Here is a 16,850-nt window from a genome sequence, read left to right as displayed (position 1 = left end):
ACCCGATCTGCGCGCTCCAGGCCGCGATGGACGGGTTCGAGGTCGTGACGCTCGAGGACGTGGTCGATTCCGCGGACATCTTCATCACCACGACCGGCAACAAGGACATCATCCGCATCGAGCACATGCGCGCGATGAAGGACATGGCCATCGTCGGCAACATCGGCCACTTCGACAACGAGATCCAGGTGGCGAACCTCAAGAACCACAAGTGGACCAACATCAAGGACCAGGTGGACATGATCGAGATGCCCTCGGGCAACCGCATCATCCTTCTCTCCGAAGGTCGCCTTCTGAACCTCGGCAACGCCACCGGGCACCCGTCCTTCGTGATGTCCGCGTCGTTCACCAACCAGGTGCTCGCCCAGATCGAGCTCTGGACGAAGGGCGACGCGTACAAGAACGAGGTCTACATCCTGCCCAAGCACCTCGACGAGAAAGTCGCACGCCTGCACCTGGAGCGCATCGGCGTGAAACTGACCGAGCTGAAGCCGGAACAGGCCAGCTACATCGGTGTCACGGTCGAAGGCCCCTACAAGCCGGACCATTATCGGTACTGATCCGCTCATACAGGATCGTATGACAGGCCGGGCGGATGTTTTCGCCCGGCTTTTTCTTTTGACGACAGGGACTTGCGCGCACGGCCGTTCAGTTCCGACATGGGCGGCCCCCAGGGCGGTTTTTGGCCGATCACCTGTGCCCGCATGGGCCATTCCCCGCCACCGGCGCGCGGGCGCCGCGCCGCGGCGGGAACCGGACCCTTAAGCCGCCTGTTTCCGGTTCATTCGAGACTGAAAAAGGAGGCTCGCTATGATCTGGAAGACCCTGATGATGGGGGCCGGCCTCGCCGCATTGATTGCTGGCGGCGCCGTCGCCCAGGATACCAACGAGGATACCACCGCGACGACGGAGGGTACCGCCACCACCGAAACCGAAGGCATGGCCACCGGGGACACCGGCGAAAACGGCGACATGGCCGTTGCGCCCAGTTTCTCGTCGCTCGAAGAGATGACGGTCGGCGACATGGTCGGCATGTCCGCCTATGACCCCGAAGGCAACCGTATCGCCGAGATCGACTATGTCGTCGACGGCGCCGGGGGCGCGAGCGCCGTGCTCGGCATCGGCGGCTTCCTTGGCTTGGGCGAATATACCGTGGCGCTGCCACTGGAGGATTTCGAACTCGGGCCGGAGGGCAATTCGCTTGTCTTGGACACCGACAAGGAAACCTTGAAACAGGAACCGGAGTTCGACGAAACTGGTGTCGAAGGGCTGCCTCCCGAGACGCGAATCGCCGATCTTCTGCCGGATGAAGAGTCCGAGGAAGACACCGAGGGCGGCGCCGATGCCGGCGCGTCGGATGATGGCGCCGATGCCGGGGCCGAGGCGGACACCTCGATGGACAGCTCCGGTGAGACCGGCGACACCGAGATGGACGCCGAGGCGGATGCCGAGGCCGGTGCCGAGGTCGAAACCGACACCGACGCAACGACCGAAACCGAAGAAGAGACGACGCAGTAACGCGTCTGCCGGGCGCGCCCGCACCTTGCGGGCGCGCCCTTGCATCCCGCGCCAATACCGGCAGGATCGCCGGGCAGTATTTTGGAGGTGAGGATGCGTATCATCATCGTTGGGATCGGCGCGATCGGCGGCACTGTGGCCGGCGCGCTCACGCGGTCCGGGGCCGACGTGGTCGCCGTGGCCCGGGGCCGGCAGCTCGAGGCGATGCGCGCGCGGGGCCTGACGCTGCGCACCCCCGAAGAGACCTTCACCGTCGACGTGCCCGTCGTGGGCCACCCCGGCGAGATCGACTTTCGCCCCGACGACGCCATCCTTCTGACCACCAAGGGCCAGGACACCGAGGGCGTTCTGCACGACCTGCGCGATGCGGGCGTGACGGACCAGCCGATCTTCTGCCTGCAGAATGGCGTCGCGAACGAAGCCAAGGCGCTGCGCCTGTTTCCCAACGTTCACGCCGTGACCGTGATGATGCCCGCGCTCTACCTCACGCCGGGAGAGGTGGCGGTCCATTCCCTGCCGAAACACGGCCTGTTCTACCTCGGCCGTTACCCCTCCGGGTCGGACGAGGCGGACCGGGCGGTCGCCGAGCTGCTGGAGGCCGCGAACATCGCCGTGCGGGTGAAAGAAGAGCCTATGGCGGCCAAATACGGCAAACTGATCATGAACCTGTCCAACATCATCGGCGCCGCGCTGGGCCAGGGCGCCGGGCCGCAGGAGATCCGCGACCGGGTGCAGGCCGAGGCCAAGGCGGTGCTCGCCGCCGCCGGGATCGCGTGGGAGGATGTCGGGATGGATCACCCCGACCGGAAGGCCAACATGAACTTCACCCGCGTGCCGGGGATCGACAATTACGGCACCTCCACGATGCAAAGCCTCGAGCGGGGCACCGGCAGCGTCGAAACCGACTGGCTGAACGGCGAGATCGCATATCTCGGCCGCCTCCACGGCGTGCCGGTGCCGGTCAACGCCTATCTCACCGGGCTGGGTGCCCGCATGGCGCGCGAGGGGCTCGCGGCGGGTACGGTCCCGGTCGAAGAGATGGAGGCGGGGATTTCGGCGCAGGAGGCCTGAGACCCGCGCCGATGAGTCACCGATAATTTTCTTTGGATTTCGCGATGCCGGTCATAGGCTTGACCCCGCCGGGGGCGACGTCCGGCGCGTATATTGGGAGTCTGAAATGGGAAAACGTGACGAGAAGATCGCCAAGTATGCCGAGGATCTGCGCACCAAGTGCGGCATCACCCCGGACATGGACCTGCTGACGAAGGTCACGATCGGGTGCGGCCCGGCGATCTACGATGCCGATGCCGAAACCGTGGCGGTGTCGCAGGACCACGAGCTCGAGACCGTGAAGAACAATTTCCTGGTCAAGAAGCTCGGCCTGACGGATGGACCGCAGCTGATGGACGCGATCAACGCGGTGATCGAGACCTACGGTCATGCCGAGCGCAACAAGTACCGGGCCGTGATCTATTACATGCTGGTCAGGCATTTCGGCAAAGAGGCGATTTACGCCTGAACCGTCTGAAAATTTGAATTAATTTCCAATTACTTGGACGTTGAGCGGCGCACGCGATTGGTCTAGGCGTGCCGCGACGACCAGGACGGTCGGATCCGGTTTCACGAACAGGGACGTGCTGGGGAGCGCGTGGGGTGTCGGGAGGGTCCGGCCGCGGCGTCGGGCCCTCCTGTCCAGGGTTCGTCAGAACAGCGTCAGCACCGCGCCGATGATGGCACAGCCGAACACCGCGTAGCCCCCGTCGATGACGGTCAGCAGGAAGGGGCGCCCCGGGTAGGCGTTGTTGATCATGGTCCACGGGACGATGAAGAAAAGCCCGATGCCCAGCCCGGACACCGCGCCCGGGCCCACGGTGGTGATGCCGGACGTGGCGAAGATGTGCCGCATGAACCCCGCCACGACGATCATCGCCACGGCAGACAGCAGGAGTGGCGTCGCGCCGCCCTTGGGCCGGCCGGTTTCATCCACCGCGACGCCGGAGACCCGCAACCACGGTTTCGACAGGGCCATGTACCAGACCGCCCCGAACACCCACGCCGCGGCGGCCGCCACGAGCACGTTGATGATTTCCATTTTCGTCCCTCGCTGAAGCTCCAGTGGGGAAATCATGCCGCAGCGGCGGTCATTTCCCCAAGCTTATTCGCCGGCGAGTTCGAGAACGATCTTCCACTCGTCCTCGGATACGGGCTGCACCGAGAGGCGGGAGTTGTTGACCAGCACCATGTCGGAAAGCCGGGGCTCGTCCTTGATCATGTCCAGCGACACGGGGTTCTTCAGCGCGCGCACGGCCTTGATGTCCACACATTCCCAGCGCTCGTCGTCCGTGGTGCTGTCCGGGTGGATTTCGGCGCAGACCTCGACGATGCCGACGATGCGCTTCTCGTTCACCGAATGGTAGAAGAAGCCCAGGTCGCCCAGCTTCATCTCGCGCATATTGTTGCGCGCCTGGTAGTTGCGCACGCCGTCCCATTCCTCGCCGGCGTCGCCCTTGGCGACCTGGTCGTCCCAGCCCCAGGTGCCGGGTTCGGTCTTGAACAGCCAATACGCCATCAGCCGATCACCTTCTTCCATTCCTCGACGCGCACGTCCGAGAAGAGATCGGCCTTGGCGTAGGGATCGCCCTTGGCCCAGTCCTGCGCCGCCTCGCGCGTGGTGACGGACAGGAGGACGAGCGAGCCGCACATGTCGCCGTTGTCATCGAGGAAGGGACCGGCGGACAGGACGACGCCGGTCTCCTCGATATAGGCCAGGTGCGCGTCGCGGTTGGCCTTGCGGGTTTCCAGGTGGCCCGGCTTGTCGGTGCAGATGATGGCGAACATTCATTCCTCCTTCAGGGGGCGGGCCAGCAAGAGCTCGCGCGCCTCGTGGATGGTGATGCGGCCGGACATGACGGCGACCACCATGTTGGTGATCGGCATGTCGATTCCGGCCTTTTCGGCTGCAATAGAGACGGCTTTCGCGGTGGCCTGGCCTTCGATCGTGACGCCTTCGGGCTGGGCTTCGCCACGCCCCAGCGACAGGCCGAAGGCGAAATTGCGCGACTTCTCCGAGGTGCAGGTCAGGGTGAGGTCGCCGAAACCGGACAGGCCCTGGAGCGTGTCGGGTTCGGCCCCGCGGGCGATGGCGAAGCGGTTCATCTCGGCGAAGCCGCGGGTCATCAGCGCGGCGCGCGCGCTTTCGCCCAGCCCGGCGCCGATCGCCAGCCCGCAGGCGATGGCGATCACATTCTTCATCGCACCGCCCACGCCCACGCCGACCATGTCGGTGGCGCGGTAGAGCCGCAGGTTGCCCGCCGTGAGCGCGTGCTGGAGCGGCTCGGGATCGCGCGCGGCCAGCGTCAGCGCGGTGGGCAGCCCGGCGGCCACGTCAACGGCGAAGCTGGGGCCCGACAGGAGCGCGGGGGTTGCCTCCGGGCACAGGCGGGCGATCAGGTCCGCGGGGCTTTCGCCGGTCTCGAGGTCGATCCCCTTGCAGGTCGCGACCAGCGTGCGCCCGGTAAACTGTGCCGCATTGTCGGTCAGGAACGCGCGCAGCTTCTGCATCGGAACGGCGAGCAGGACGATTTTCGCGGTCACGTCGGAGAGGTCGTCGGTGAGGGTGAGATCGTCGGGGAAGCCGTAGCCGGGCAGACGCAGGGTATTCTCGCGGGTGCGGGCCATGTCGCGCGTGTCGCGTGCCCAGAGGGTCACCGGCACACCGGCGCGTGACAGGGCGATGGCGAGCGAGGTGCCGAAGGCCCCGGCCCCAAGGACGGCGACGCTCATGCCTTGGCCCCCTTCTTGCCTGACCCCAGCATCGGCGCGGCGCCCGCGTCGAGCGGCCAGCGCGGGCGCGCGGCGAGGGTCATGTCGTCGCGGTGGCCCGCGCGGAAGCGTTCGATCCCGGCCCAGGCGATCATCGCCGCGTTGTCGGTGCACAGCGCCAGCGGCGGGGCGATGAAGGCGGTGCCGAGATTGGCGGAAACAGTCTCTAACGCGGCGCGAATGGCCGTGTTCGCGGCGACGCCGCCCGCCACGGCGAAGAGCGGCGCGGGCGGGTTCAGCGCAAGGTAGTCGACCAGCGCGCGGCGCGATTTCTCCGCCAGCACGTCGACCACCGCCGCCTGGAATGCGGCGCAGAGGTCGGCGCGATCCTGTTTCGTGATCCCGCCCTGTGCCGCCACGAGCTTGTCCCGTTCGCGCAGAAGCGCGGTCTTGAGGCCGGAAAAGCTCAGGTCCGCGCCGGGGCGGTCGAGCAGCGGGCGAGGCAGGCGGAAGCGCCCGGCGTCGCCCTTAGCCGCTTCGCGTTCGACCGAAGGGCCGCCGGGCTGCGGCAGACCCAACAGGCGCGCGGCCTTGTCGAAGGCTTCGCCGGGGGCGTCGTCGATGGTGCCGCCCAGCCGCCGAAAGGTTTCGGGCCCTTCGGCGACAAGGAACTGGCAGTGCCCGCCGGAGACGAGCAGCATGAGATAGGGATAATCCGCATCGCCTGTGAGGCGCGGGGTGAGCGCGTGGCCCGCCAGGTGATTGACACCGATGAGCGGCAGGCCGGTCGCGGCTGACAGCCCCTTAGCGGTCATCACGCCCGCGAGCACGCCGCCGATCAGCCCGGGTCCGGCGGTCACGGCGATCGCATCGAGATCGCGCAGGGACAGGCCCGCGTCCTCCAGCGCCTCTTCGACGCAGAGATCGAGCTTCTCGGTATGCGCGCGGGCCGCGATTTCGGGGACGACGCCGCCGTAATCGGCGTGAAGCGCGGTCTGGCCGGCGACGACCGATGACAGGATCTCGGGCGCCGCGTCGTCGCGCGTGCGCACGATCGCGGCGGCGGTGTCGTCGCAGCTGCTTTCAAGCCCGAGGATCGTGATGTTGCGTGACATGGCGCGCCGGTTGCTCAAACGGTTCTGCCGGGATACCAAGGCCCTCGGTCCCCGTCCATCCCGCGAGACGTCCAGATGCCCCGACCCCCGGTGATCCTGACCCGTCCGGAAGCGGATTCGCGGCGCGTCGCCGAAGCGCTCGCGCCCGGGACCGAGGTCATCGTGTCGCCGGTCACGGATATCGTCGCCACGGGCGAAAGCGTCGACCTGTCGCGCTATCGCGGCGTCATCCTCACATCGTCGAACGCAATCGGGTTCCTGCCGGACCTGGCGGGCGTCCCGGTCTATTGCGTCGGGCCGCGCACGGCGGAGCTGTCGGGCGGCGACGTGCGGTTGACCGCGCGCAATGCCGACGACCTCGTCGCGCGGTTGGATGCGACCGGGCCCTTGGTTCATCCGCACGGGCGCGAAGTGCGCGGGCAGGTGGCCAAGCGGCTGAATTCGGCAGGAATAGAGACACATGACGTGGTGATCTACGACCAGGTTCCGGTGCCGCTGAGCGACGCGGCCAAGGCGGCGTTGCGGGGCGACGCCCCGGCGATCCTGCCGCTCTGGTCGGCCCGGTCCGCCGCGCGGCTGGTGACGCAGATCGGTTCGCCGGGATCAAACTTGCATGTCATTGCGTTGAGCGACCAGGTGGCGCGCGCCTGGGAGGCCGCGACGGGCCGGATGCCCGAGGTCTGCGACGCGCCGACGGGAGACGAGATGATCGCGCGGATTGTCGCGGCCGCCGCCGGGTGAGCTGGCTTGAGGCTGTCCGGCCCCACGGCTAAGGTCGGGCCGATCCCGCGAGTGACGGGTAACTTGTTGAGATTCGAAAGGTGGACGCGTGGCGAAACCCCCGAAATCCGACGATGAGGCGCCCCGCGAGGACGCCGACGCGCAACCGGACGCGCCATCCGAGTCGGACGATATCGAAGACGCGAAGGTGATCGAGGAAACCGGTCCCGAAAAGGACGAGGCCGGGGAAGGCTTCTCCGAAAGCGAGGCCGGGTCCGAGACGGAGGCCGAAACCTCCGGCGAAGAGGCCGAAGGCGAGGACGAGCGGGTCGACCCGGAGGCGGCAACGCCTTGGGCCGCGGCGGAACCGTCGAAGGACGAGGACGCCGGGGAAGAGACCGCCGGCGACGACGTTTCGGACGAAACACCGACCGCGGACACCACCCACGATGAGCCGGCAGAGGAAACCAAGCCGGTTCCTGCCGTGGCGGCCGCCAGCACCACCACGGGCCGGTCGCGCGGCGGCGGCGCCTTCGGCGGCATGGTCCTGGGCGGGATCGTGGCCGGCGTGATCGGCTTCGGGGTCGCGCAGTACTTCGTTCCCGGCAGCTGGCCCTTCGGGCAGGAGAAAGAAGACCCGCTCGCCGCCGACGTGCTTGCCAATTCGCAGGACCTCGCGGAGCTCCAGGCGCAGACGGAAGCGCAGGCGCAGGCCATTTCGCAGCTGGAAGGCGACACGAGCGCCCAGGAGATCGGTGACGCGCTGCGTGCGGATGTGGACCGGCTCGACACCCGGATGACGGAGCTTTCCGACCGGCTCGCCTCTTTCGATCAGCGGATCACGGCGCTCGAAAAGATGCCCCAGGGCGACAGCGCCGAGGCGGCGGAAACCGCCGCGGCGGCCTATGAACGCGAACTCGCGGACATGCGCGCGATGCTGGAGAGCGAGCTGGAAACGCTGCGCGCCGAACAGGAAGAAGCGCAGTCGCTGCAGGAGAACGCGGCCGAATCTGCGCGCGAGGCGACCGCCCGCGCGGCGCTGTCGCGGATCATGGCGGCGCTGGATTCCGGCCAGCCCTTCGCCGACGCGCTGTCCGACCTCACGTCGGCGATGGATGCCGACGTGCCCGAGGCGCTGGCCTTGCAGGCAGAAGACGGCGTGCCCACGCTCGCCAGCCTGCGCGACAGTTTCCCACCGATGGCGCGGGAGGCGCTGGACGCGGCCCTGCGCGCGATGGTGGACGCCGGCGAGATCGGGCGGGGCGAGGCGTTCCTGCGCACGCAGCTTGGCACACGGTCGCTCGAACCGCAGGAGGGCGACGACCCGGACGCGATCCTGTCGCGCGCGGAATTCGCGCTGACCAACGGCCGGATCGCCGAAGCGCTCGAAGAATTGTCGGCGATGCCCGAGGCCGCCCAGCCCGTGATGCAGGATTGGATCGCGCGGGCCGAGTCGCGGCTTGCCGCGCTCGAGGCCGGTGCGGCCCTGGGCGACACCCTGAACCCATAAGGATGACGTAATGCTCTGGTCCCTTTTCAAGATCATTCTCTTTGTCGTCCTGATCGGCGCGGCCACGATGGGCGCGACCTATCTGCTGGAGACCGACGGCGGGATCCGGATCGACATCGGCGCGCAGGAATTCAACCTGGGCGCGCTCCAGGCGGTGATCGCCCTCATCGTGCTGGTGATCGGCCTGTGGCTGCTCCTGAAGCTCGCCGGCCTGGTCGTTGCGGTGTTCCGCTTCCTCAACGGCGACGAGACCGCGATTTCGCGCCATTTCGACCGCAACCGTGAACGCAAGGGCTACCAGGCGCTGGCCGAGGGCATGATGGCACTGGCCAGCGGCGAGGAACGCACGGCGATCACCAAGGCCGCGCGTGCGGAGCGTTACCTGCGCCGCCCCGAACTCACCAATCTCATCACCGCGCAGGCGGCCGAGATGTCGGGGGACCGCAAGAAGGCCTCGGAGGTCTACAAGCGGCTGCTCGCCGATGAACGGACGCGGTTCGTCGGCGTGCGCGGGCTGATGAAACAGAAGCTCGAAGAGGGCGACACGGACACCGCGTTGAAGCTGGCCCAGAAGGCGTTCGCGCTGAAACCGCAGCACGCGGAGACCGGTGACGTCCTGCTGGCACTCCAGGCCACGCACAACGATTGGCACGGCGCGCGCGAGACGCTGGGCAAGAAGGTGAAATACGGCGCGCTGCCCAAGGACGTGGGCAAACGCCGCGACGCCGTGCTCGCCCTCGAGGAAGCGCGGGAGATCTTCGACGAGGGCAACTCGATCCGCGCCCGTGAGGCGGCGATCGAGGCGAACAAGCTCTCGCCCGACCTGGTCCCCGCCGCCGTGATGGCCGCACGTTCCTACATGGAACAGGACAACCCGCGCTACGCGGCCCGGGTGCTGACCAAGGCCTACAAGGTCACGCCGCACCCCGACCTGGCCGCAGCCTTCGCCGAAATCGCCCCGGACGAAAGCGCCGACGAGCGGCTGAAGCGGTTCAAGACGCTGACCAAGGAGCATCCCGACAGCCCCGAAACCAAGATGCTGCTGGCCGAGCTTCATGTCGCCGCCGAGAATTACGAGAAGGCGCGCGATGCGCTGGGCGACCTGCCTTACGAGAAGCCGACCCAGCGCGTGCTGACCCTGATGGCGGCGATCGAGCGGGGGCTGGAGGCGCCGGACAGCGAGGTGCGCGCCTGGCTCGCCAAGGCCGTGAAGGCGCCGCGCGGGCCGCAGTGGGTCTGCGACAAGTGCCGGCACATCCATTCCGACTGGACGCCGATCTGCGACAATTGCGGCGCGTTCGACACGCTGAGCTGGACGGAGCCCAAGGAAGGCGACATGCGCATGCCCGGCGGGGAAAAGATGGACGCGCTCCTGATCGGCGCGCCGGACATCGCCCCTGACGCGGAAATGGTCGTGGAGGCCGAGCACATGGAGCCGGAGGACGCGGAAACCCCGACCGACACGCCCGCTGATGTGGTCGACGTGACACCCGAGGACACGACGGAAACCGAGACCAAAAATTAGGGCTACACACCGCGGATCGGTGGTGCTAATCACCGCCCACCGAAGCGGTGTGCCGCTGTAGCTCAGCTGGTAGAGCACGTCATTCGTAATGATGGGGTCGGGGGTTCGAGTCCCTTCAGCGGCACCACTTCGGGTCTCCTCACAAGCCGAACCGATGCGTCATCTTCAGGGCGCCGTCGCGGCCGACCCCGTTGCGGGGTCGCGCGGTGACCCCATCTATGTGGGCGAGGGGGACCGGCTCACGTGACGGCGATCGACGAGAGAGACAGGCTTGTGCGCGGCTTCGTGCGGCGGACCTATGGTCTGCGCGGCACGCTGGCCCTGCATCGTCATGCGCTGGGCTGGGACCTGGTGCGCGCGCCGCTGAACGTGGTTCTGGCCCCGGTCTTCATGCTCGTGCGGCTCTTCGCGCTCCTCGCCGGGAAGCTGGGCTGGCGGAGGGTGTCGGGCTGGCTCATGGGGCGGCGGATTCTCCTGGAAACGGACGTGTCGCAGGCGGTGGCCGGACGGTTGCATGCCTTCCTTGCCGATCTCAGGGCGCGGGGGCTGTCGCCGGAGCTTCCGGCGGCGCAGGTCGAGCGCGCCGTGATGGCCCATGTTCAGTTGCGCAACGCGGTGGCCGAAATCGCCGTGATGCTCACGCTGCTGGCGACCGGTGCGCTCCTGTTCCACATGGCCACGCCCGGCGTCATCTCGCTGGCCGGGCCGGTGGCCGACTTGCGCGCGGCGGCCGAGGCGGTGGCGGATTTCCCGCTGGGGCGGCCTTTAGGGCGTCTCTATTACGGCCTTTTTCCGGTTTCCGCGGGGGTCGGGCAGGTTGTGATCACCGGCATCGCGCTGGCCGCGCTCACCGCGATCGCGACGACCTTCGCGGGCGTCGTGACCGATCCGGTCCAGCGATTGCTGGGCGTGCACCGGCGCAGGCTCGAGCGGCTTCTCGATCAGCTCGACCGCAATGCGGAGACCGGCGGGCTGGAGAAGGAGCACGTGGTCGCGCGGCTGGGCGACTTGTCGGACATGGCCGTGAACCTCTGGCGCATGTTCCGGGGGTGAGTCGTCAGAGCGCGACCAGGTGGTTGTCCCAGGCGTGGTCGAGCCGGCCGAGCGCCCGGGGCCCGGCCGCGTCCAGCGCGATCAGCCCGCCCATGCCGTCGGAGGCAATGTAACCATCGGCCAGCGGCGCCAGACCGCAGACATCGTCGCGTTTCATGGCGCCCAGGAACGTGCCGTCCGGTGCGAATCGGTGCAGGCGCCCCCCGCGCGGTGACGTGATGGCGACCTCCGTGCCCGCCCCGGAAAACGCGATGCTGCCGGCATAATCCTGCATCAGCATCTGTTCGCCGAGCGGCGCTGTGGCGAGGATCGGGGTCGTTCCCGGCCGGTGGAGGCCCACCAACGGGTTGGCCAGTCCCGGCGCGCCCTGCCACTGCATCGCGAAGGCGACGAGCCCGTCGGGGCGCACGGCGAGGTGGCGAATCGAGTTCTGGTGCAGATCGCCGGGGAGCGTGACCCGTTCCAGCAGCTGTCCCGACAGGTCGGTGTAGACAAGCGACGGCACCATCCGGTCGAGGTTCACCTTTTCCCGGTCCACCGTCTCGATCCCGCCGTTCGCGATGACGAGCGTTTCGCCGTCCGGCATCAGGCGCAGTTCGTGCGGACCGATGCCGTGGGTGGGGAAACTGCCGATGCGGGTGTAGCCCTCCGTCTCCCAGATGCCGACATGGCCACGGCTGCCTTCGATCTCCTGCTCCGAGGTGAAAAGGCGCGTGCCGTCGGCCGAGAAGGCGCCGTGGCCGTTGAAATGGCGGTCGGTCTCGGGCTCCAGGCAGCGCACGACACCACCGGTGGCGCAGTCGATGACCAGTGCGAAGCGGCCGGGCCGGCGGGCGAAACCGATCGCTTCGGCCCGCGTCGGGTGGCCGCAGGCGGCGTGGCCACGGGCGGGGAGCGGAACAGAAAATGTCTCTATTCCTGCCGAATCCAGCCCCATCAGCGCGTAGGAGCCGTCCGGTTCCTTCGCCGCCGCGATGAAGGCGGGGGCGCCCACGGCCGACCAGCCGATGCGGGGAGCGGCGGTCGCGGCGATGAGGCCGCCCAGGAAGCTGCGGCGCGTGGTCATGTCAGTCTCCGTCCGACGCGTTGAAGCCCGGCGTGATGCCGTAGCGGGTGCCGACTTCTGCCTCGATGGCGTTGGAGACGCCGTCGATCTCCTGCTGGAGGATCTCGAGCTTCAGCCGCTTCGTCAGGTCGTCGCCGATGGATTGGAACGACGGGTCCTCGATGTCGCGTGCCGCCTCCTGAACGCGCGCCAGCGCGGCCTCGGTTTCCGGGATCTCCCAGTCCGCGAGCGCTCTTGCGAGCGTGACGGCCTGTTCCGTGGCGATCAGCACGTTGTCGAGGCTGCGACCGGCCCGCCACGCCTCGGCCCGGGTCGGGCGGGGACGCGTGACCTCGCCCAGCGGCCGGCCGAGCCGCGAGTCGGCGGTGAATTCAAGCGCGTTGAGGATCTGGGTGTAGATCGCGCGCTGCGCCTCGGATCGGTCGAGGTAAGTGGCGTTGCCCGGGGCTCCGGGGGACAGGAGAAGGTCGGCGAAGGTGTCGCGCCAGCCCGCCTCGATCGCGATGGCCTGCCGCCGCAGGTCGCGGGTCAGGGCGCGCACGAGGTCGCAGGCATAGCTGCCCGTGGCGTAGGCGTTGAAATCGGGATCGTAGAGCATGCGTTCCAGCGCGAACATGCCCCGCGCGGCGATGGAGACTTCGGCGAAACCCTCGGGCGTGTCGATTATGTCATCTTGGTCCGAAATGAGCCGGGTTAGGGTCTTTTCCGTGAATCCGCGCTTGTCGGGCCAGAAGGCGATCGACAGCGCGCCCTGTTCGAGTGGGCCGAGGCGCACGTCGGATACCGCGACCCATGCGTCGAAGGCCGCGTTGTAGGGGCCCTTCAGCGCATCGGGGCTGCAATTCGCCTGCGCGGCGACGTCGAGCTGTTCGGCGGTGGTCGTGAAGGTCGCGAGATCGGGGAGGATCACGTCGTTCACCGCTTCGTCGACGCCCGCGACGGCGGGCAGAGCGATGAGCGAAAAGGCCAGGGCAAGGCGCATCAGAGGGACTCCAGGAAGGCCACGAGCGCATCGCGGTCGGGTTTCGGGAGGGCGGCGACGGTATCGCGGGCGGCCTGCGCCTCGCCCCCGTGCCAGAGGATCGCTTCCATGAGGCTGCGCGCGCGCCCGTCGTGCAGGTAGTTGGCGTGACCTGACACGACCTCCGTCAAGCCGATGCCCCAGAGCGGCGCGGTGCGCCATTCGCGCCCCGTCGCGCGGCCTTCGGGCCGGTTGTCGGCCAGCCCCTCGCCCATGTCGTGGAGCAGCATGTCGGAGTAGGGCCAGATCAGCTGGAAACTCTGTTCCGGGCGGTCTTCGAGCCTGTTCGTGACGAATTTCGGCGTGTGGCAGGCGGCGCAGCCAGTCTCGTAGAAGACCCTTTTGCCGTGCAATACCTGCGGGTCGTCCGCGCCGCGACGGGCGGGCACGGCGAGGTTGCGGGCGTAGAAGGTGACGAGGTCGAGCCCGGTCTGGTCGACTTCGAACCCGTCGTGCATGTCGCTGTCGCCGTGGCGCGCCTCGATACAGGCGGTCTGCGCGTCGGTGCATTCGCCCCAGGCGTCGGGAAACAGCGGGGTCGAAATGCCGATGTCGCCGGAGAAGGCCGCCGCGCTCTGATGCCGGATCGTGGGCGTGCCGGCCTTGAGCCCGAAGCGGCCGAGCATGACCTTGTCGTATTCCACGGACCAGACGAGGTTCGGGCGGCCCGAGATCCCGTCACCGTCCGCGTCTTCCTCGTCCGCCCGCGCGAGGATGTCCTGCGCCGAGATCGCCTCGAGCAGGCCGAGACCGATCATCTGCGGCGTCAGGCGGGGCGAGAGCATGGTGTCGGGGTGCAGCGCGCCATAGGCGAGGTCGGTGAGCGTGTACGTCGGGTCGCGCAGCATCACGACCTCTCCCCCGGCGAGTTCGACGGGGATTTCCTCGTAGCTGATGTCGAGCTTCGCCTCGGCCGGTTGGCCGAAGGTGCCGAAGTCCTGGATCTGGCCGCCGTAGGTCGGTTCCTCGGCCGCGCCGATGTAGTCCTCGACCTCTTGCAGGTCGAGCGCGACCTCGGCCGGGATCGAGGCACGCAGGAACAGGGACACGGCGTTGTCGTCCGGCCCCTCGGGCACGTGGCCACGCCCGTCCTTGATGTGGCAGTTCTGGCAGCCGCGCGCGTTGTAGAGCGGCCCCAGGCCGTCCGATGCCTCGGTCGAGGCGGGGGCGGTGACCCAGATCTTGCGAAAGAGGCCGTTGCCGACCTTGAATTTCAGCTCGCCTTCGAAGCCGATATTGGCCGAGGGCTGGCTGAAGGCGTCGGCGTTGTCGCGGGCGCGCACCGTGGCCGCGCCCGCGGGACGTTCCTCGAACGGCTCCGGCTTGGTGAAATCGGTGGTCGGGGCGGTTACGTCCGCGATCCGGGCCGATTCGTCCGGGGTGCGGGGAACGACGTTCAGGTGGTCGTCGCCGAAGCTGCGCAGGTCCATCCCCGCAGCGGGTCCGGCGACGACAAGGGCGAGCGCAAGCTTACTCGGCGTCGTCCATCTTGGCCGCGTTGAGTTGCGCGTAGTTCTGTTCGCCGACCCGGTCATAGAGGTCGAGCTGGGTTTCCAGGAAGTCGATGTGACCTTCTTCATCGGCGAGGAGATCCTCAAACAGTTTCTGGCTCACGTAGTCGTTCACCTGGTTACAGACGTCGCGCGCTTCGCGGTACAGGGCCGCCGCTTCCTGCTCGGCCGCGAGATCGGCCTCGAGCGTTTCGCGCGGGGTTTCGCCGATGCGAAGCGCATCGAGCTTCTGAAGGTTCGGGTGCCCTTCGAGGAAGATGATGCGTTCGATCAGCCGGTCGGCGTGGTGCATCTCCTCGATGCTTTCCTCGCGGCTCTTGGCCGCCATCGCCGCAAGGCCCCAGTCGTCTTGGAGACGATAGTGCAGCCAGTACTGGCTGACCGCGGTCAGTTCGCTGCGAAGTGCCTTGTTCAGATACTCAATGACCTTCTCGTTGCCCTTCATGGTGTGTCTCCTTTGCCTGGTTGTGCCGCAGGTTGCGCAGCTCGTTCGGTACGTGGAGGTTATCACTCTGCCGCATTGTCGCAACGAAGTGAGACATGCAGCCGCCGCAGTCGGGGGCCTTCCCGAGCGCATGGTAGATGCGCCCGGGTGTGATGATCGTCTCGGAATCCGCGGCGCGCATCCAGTCGATGGCGGCGTGAATGTCGCGATCGGTGATGTTCTGGCAGTGGCAGACGATCATCTTTTCAGGTCCTCTTACTGGAAAACCGCGTTGGGGTTGTCGAGGCTGTCGGACCCCTCGAAGGAGATCGCGTCGAGCCCCAGGTCGGCGACGATGCGCTCGATGGTGGCGGTCTGGTCGATCAGCCCGTCCACGGCCGCCATGATCAACGTCTCGCCCCGCTCGTTGCCGGTGGCGAGCATCTGGTCGTAGGAAAAGCCGCCCTCGGCCGCGTCCGAAAGGTCGGTCATCGCGGCCATCGTGGTGTCGAGCCTGGTTTTCATCTCTTCGTCCAGCGCCGGGTTCGATTCTGCCACGAGGTCCTCGAGCGCGGGGCCTTCGATCACCGTGCCGTCCACGCGGGTGTAGCGACCGAGATAGACGTTCTGCACGCCCAGCCCGTCGTTGTAGTGCGAACGGTGGGTGTTGTCGGAGAAGCAGTCGTGCTCTTCTTCCGGATCGTTCAGCATAAGACCCAAACGCATGCGTTCGCCCGCTTGTTCACCGTAGGACAGCGATCCCATGCCGGTCAGCATCGCGACAATGCCTTCGTCCGCGTCGTCCATCACGTCTTCGCGTGCCGCGCCGCCGTCTTCCCAGGCCGCGACCATCTCTTCGAGGTCTGAAATCAGGAGGTCGGTGACCGCGCGGAGGTAGTCGACGCGGCGGTCGCAATTGCCGTGGGAGCAGTCCGCGCCCTGGACGAAATCGGTATAGGGGCGCTCGCCCGCGCCCGGCCCGGTGTCGTTCAGGTCCTGGCCCCACAGCAGGAACTCGATCGCGTGGTAGCCACGCGCGACGTTGGTCTCGATCCCGTCGGCCTCGTTCAGCCGGTCCGCGATGAAGGTGGCGTCGATGGTCGTGGCGTCGACTTCCTCCCCGGCGATGGTGGGCGCGGGGTTGGCGATCACGTTGAGGGCGGCGAAGGGGTTCTCGTCCGTCGCCCCGCCGTAGGAGGCGTCGACGTAGTCGATCAGACCCTCGTCCAGCGGCCAGGCGTTCACCTTGCCTTCCCAGTCATCGACGATCGGGTTGCCGAAGCGGAAGACCTCGGTCTGCTGGTAGGGCTCGCGCGCGGCGATCCAGGCGGCGCGGGCGGCGGCGAGCGTCTCTTCCGACGGCGTGGCGATGAGCGCTTCGATGGCGTCCTCGAGTGTCAGCGCGGTGATCAGGCTGTCCTCGTAACCCGCATGCGCGATGTCGGCATAGGTTTCGAGCACGTCGGCCTTCGTCGCCGCGAAGGCCGGGACAGCGCCGAGGATCAGCGCGGTCGCGGTCAGCATGGTGCGTTTCATTGAAAATCCGTCCCTTCGGTTATGCACGTTTCCGAACTTATGTGGGATAGCTGACTGAAATGATCGGGTATGTCAATAAAGGTTGACAA

The 16,850-nt window shown here is 67.5% G+C and carries 19 protein-coding genes and 1 tRNA gene; 9 read left to right on the top strand and 11 right to left on the bottom strand.

Annotated features, from left to right (window positions below):
* The 4 genes from GQE99_RS21470 to GQE99_RS03360 form a co-directional block, all read left to right on the top strand.
* On the top strand, positions 1-560 hold a 560-nt coding region (locus GQE99_RS21470), incomplete at its 5' end, for an adenosylhomocysteinase (RefSeq protein ID WP_235917093.1).
* Between the two features lie 250 nt (positions 561-810).
* Entirely contained in the window at positions 811-1,518 is a 708-nt protein-coding gene (locus tag GQE99_RS03370) for a hypothetical protein (RefSeq protein WP_161350168.1), read from the top strand.
* A gap of 93 nt (positions 1,519-1,611) precedes the next feature.
* Entirely contained in the window at positions 1,612-2,589 is a 978-nt protein-coding gene (locus GQE99_RS03365; RefSeq protein WP_161350167.1) for a ketopantoate reductase family protein, read from the top strand.
* A 106-nt stretch (positions 2,590-2,695) separates the two neighbouring features.
* Positions 2,696-3,037, top strand: a complete 342-nt coding sequence (locus GQE99_RS03360) for a DUF2853 family protein (protein ID WP_161350166.1) — start codon at positions 2,696-2,698, stop codon at positions 3,035-3,037.
* A gap of 183 nt (positions 3,038-3,220) precedes the next feature.
* Here GQE99_RS03360 and GQE99_RS03355 read toward each other — a convergent pair whose 3' ends face one another.
* The 5 genes from GQE99_RS03355 to tsaD form a co-directional block, all read right to left on the bottom strand.
* Positions 3,221-3,610, bottom strand: coding sequence for a DUF1761 domain-containing protein (locus GQE99_RS03355; RefSeq protein ID WP_161350165.1), 390 nt, complete (start codon positions 3,608-3,610; stop codon positions 3,221-3,223).
* A gap of 63 nt (positions 3,611-3,673) precedes the next feature.
* The gene (locus GQE99_RS03350) at positions 3,674-4,087 is read right to left on the bottom strand and encodes an EVE domain-containing protein (protein ID WP_161350164.1); all 414 of its coding nucleotides are present in this window, start codon (positions 4,085-4,087) and stop codon (positions 3,674-3,676) included.
* Entirely contained in the window at positions 4,087-4,356 is a 270-nt protein-coding gene (locus tag GQE99_RS03345; RefSeq protein ID WP_161350163.1) for a YciI family protein, read from the bottom strand. Before GQE99_RS03345 ends, GQE99_RS03350 begins: the two co-directional genes overlap by 1 nt.
* Positions 4,357-5,301, bottom strand: coding sequence for an NAD(P)H-dependent glycerol-3-phosphate dehydrogenase (locus GQE99_RS03340; protein ID WP_161350162.1), 945 nt, complete (start codon positions 5,299-5,301; stop codon positions 4,357-4,359).
* Positions 5,298-6,395, bottom strand: coding sequence for a tRNA (adenosine(37)-N6)-threonylcarbamoyltransferase complex transferase subunit TsaD (gene tsaD, locus GQE99_RS03335; protein ID WP_161350161.1), 1,098 nt, complete (start codon positions 6,393-6,395; stop codon positions 5,298-5,300). The genes GQE99_RS03340 and tsaD overlap by 4 nt, the downstream gene beginning before the upstream one ends.
* 75 nt (positions 6,396-6,470) lie before the next feature.
* Here tsaD and GQE99_RS03330 point away from each other — a divergent pair, with 75 nt between their 5' ends.
* From GQE99_RS03330 to GQE99_RS03310, 5 genes are all read left to right on the top strand, one after another.
* Entirely contained in the window at positions 6,471-7,136 is a 666-nt protein-coding gene (locus GQE99_RS03330; protein WP_161350160.1) for a uroporphyrinogen-III synthase, read from the top strand.
* Between the two features lie 88 nt (positions 7,137-7,224).
* Positions 7,225-8,625, top strand: coding sequence for a COG4223 family protein (locus tag GQE99_RS03325; RefSeq protein WP_161350159.1), 1,401 nt, complete (start codon positions 7,225-7,227; stop codon positions 8,623-8,625).
* 10 nt (positions 8,626-8,635) lie between these two features.
* Positions 8,636-10,150 carry a heme biosynthesis protein HemY gene (locus GQE99_RS03320; RefSeq protein ID WP_161350158.1) on the top strand — a complete coding sequence of 505 codons (1,515 nt, stop codon included), beginning with the start codon at positions 8,636-8,638 and terminating at the stop codon, positions 10,148-10,150.
* 51 nt (positions 10,151-10,201) lie between these two features.
* Positions 10,202-10,277 (top strand) — tRNA-Thr (locus GQE99_RS03315).
* Positions 10,278-10,393: 116 nt separating this feature from the next.
* Positions 10,394-11,203, top strand: a complete 810-nt coding sequence (locus GQE99_RS03310) for a DUF6635 family protein (RefSeq protein ID WP_161350157.1) — start codon at positions 10,394-10,396, stop codon at positions 11,201-11,203.
* Between the two features lie 4 nt (positions 11,204-11,207).
* Here GQE99_RS03310 and GQE99_RS03305 read toward each other — a convergent pair whose 3' ends face one another.
* From GQE99_RS03305 to GQE99_RS03280, 6 genes are read right to left on the bottom strand one after another with little or no spacing between them, the layout of a single operon-like run.
* Complete coding sequence (locus GQE99_RS03305) at positions 11,208-12,269, bottom strand: DUF1513 domain-containing protein (protein ID WP_161350156.1); 1,062 nt, start codon at positions 12,267-12,269, stop codon at positions 11,208-11,210.
* Between the two features lies 1 nt (position 12,270).
* Entirely contained in the window at positions 12,271-13,251 is a 981-nt protein-coding gene (locus tag GQE99_RS03300) for an imelysin family protein (protein WP_161350155.1), read from the bottom strand.
* Positions 13,251-14,720: a di-heme oxidoreductase family protein gene (locus tag GQE99_RS03295; protein WP_161350154.1), complete on the bottom strand. Its 1,470-nt coding sequence runs from the start codon at positions 14,718-14,720 to the stop codon at positions 13,251-13,253. Before GQE99_RS03295 ends, GQE99_RS03300 begins: the two co-directional genes overlap by 1 nt.
* Before the next feature lie 40 nt (positions 14,721-14,760).
* Complete coding sequence (bfr, locus tag GQE99_RS03290; RefSeq protein WP_161350153.1) at positions 14,761-15,246, bottom strand: bacterioferritin; 486 nt, start codon at positions 15,244-15,246, stop codon at positions 14,761-14,763.
* Positions 15,221-15,487 (bottom strand): (2Fe-2S)-binding protein, encoded by a 267-nt coding sequence (locus GQE99_RS03285; RefSeq protein WP_161350152.1) that lies wholly within the window; start codon positions 15,485-15,487, stop codon positions 15,221-15,223. Before GQE99_RS03285 ends, bfr begins: the two co-directional genes overlap by 26 nt.
* Positions 15,488-15,501: 14 nt before the next feature.
* On the bottom strand, positions 15,502-16,761 hold the full coding sequence (locus GQE99_RS03280) for an imelysin family protein (RefSeq protein ID WP_161350151.1): 1,260 nt from the start codon (positions 16,759-16,761) through the stop codon (positions 15,502-15,504).
* Positions 16,762-16,850 lie beyond the last annotated feature (89 nt).

Source organism: Maritimibacter harenae, assembly GCF_009882975.1.
GTDB lineage: Bacteria > Pseudomonadota > Alphaproteobacteria > Rhodobacterales > Rhodobacteraceae > Maritimibacter > Maritimibacter harenae.
Note: the sequence above shows the minus strand (reverse complement) of the source record. Positions and strands in the feature narration are given on the sequence as shown.

Coding starts and splice junctions, on each gene's coding strand:
- GQE99_RS03370 (WP_161350168.1), top strand. CDS start 811: ATGATCTGGAAGACCCTGATGATGGGGGCCGGCCTCGCCGCATTGATT.
- GQE99_RS03365 (WP_161350167.1), top strand. CDS start 1,612: ATGCGTATCATCATCGTTGGGATCGGCGCGATCGGCGGCACTGTGGCC.
- GQE99_RS03360 (WP_161350166.1), top strand. CDS start 2,696: ATGGGAAAACGTGACGAGAAGATCGCCAAGTATGCCGAGGATCTGCGC.
- GQE99_RS03355 (WP_161350165.1), bottom strand. CDS start 3,610: ATGGAAATCATCAACGTGCTCGTGGCGGCCGCCGCGGCGTGGGTGTTC.
- GQE99_RS03350 (WP_161350164.1), bottom strand. CDS start 4,087: ATGGCGTATTGGCTGTTCAAGACCGAACCCGGCACCTGGGGCTGGGAC.
- GQE99_RS03345 (WP_161350163.1), bottom strand. CDS start 4,356: ATGTTCGCCATCATCTGCACCGACAAGCCGGGCCACCTGGAAACCCGC.
- GQE99_RS03340 (WP_161350162.1), bottom strand. CDS start 5,301: ATGAGCGTCGCCGTCCTTGGGGCCGGGGCCTTCGGCACCTCGCTCGCC.
- tsaD (WP_161350161.1), bottom strand. CDS start 6,395: ATGTCACGCAACATCACGATCCTCGGGCTTGAAAGCAGCTGCGACGAC.
- GQE99_RS03330 (WP_161350160.1), top strand. CDS start 6,471: ATGCCCCGACCCCCGGTGATCCTGACCCGTCCGGAAGCGGATTCGCGG.
- GQE99_RS03320 (WP_161350158.1), top strand. CDS start 8,636: ATGCTCTGGTCCCTTTTCAAGATCATTCTCTTTGTCGTCCTGATCGGC.
- GQE99_RS03305 (WP_161350156.1), bottom strand. CDS start 12,269: ATGACCACGCGCCGCAGCTTCCTGGGCGGCCTCATCGCCGCGACCGCC.
- GQE99_RS03300 (WP_161350155.1), bottom strand. CDS start 13,251: ATGCGCCTTGCCCTGGCCTTTTCGCTCATCGCTCTGCCCGCCGTCGCG.
- GQE99_RS03295 (WP_161350154.1), bottom strand. CDS start 14,720: ATGGACCTGCGCAGCTTCGGCGACGACCACCTGAACGTCGTTCCCCGC.
- bfr (WP_161350153.1), bottom strand. CDS start 15,246: ATGAAGGGCAACGAGAAGGTCATTGAGTATCTGAACAAGGCACTTCGC.
- GQE99_RS03285 (WP_161350152.1), bottom strand. CDS start 15,487: ATGATCGTCTGCCACTGCCAGAACATCACCGATCGCGACATTCACGCC.
- GQE99_RS03280 (WP_161350151.1), bottom strand. CDS start 16,761: ATGAAACGCACCATGCTGACCGCGACCGCGCTGATCCTCGGCGCTGTC.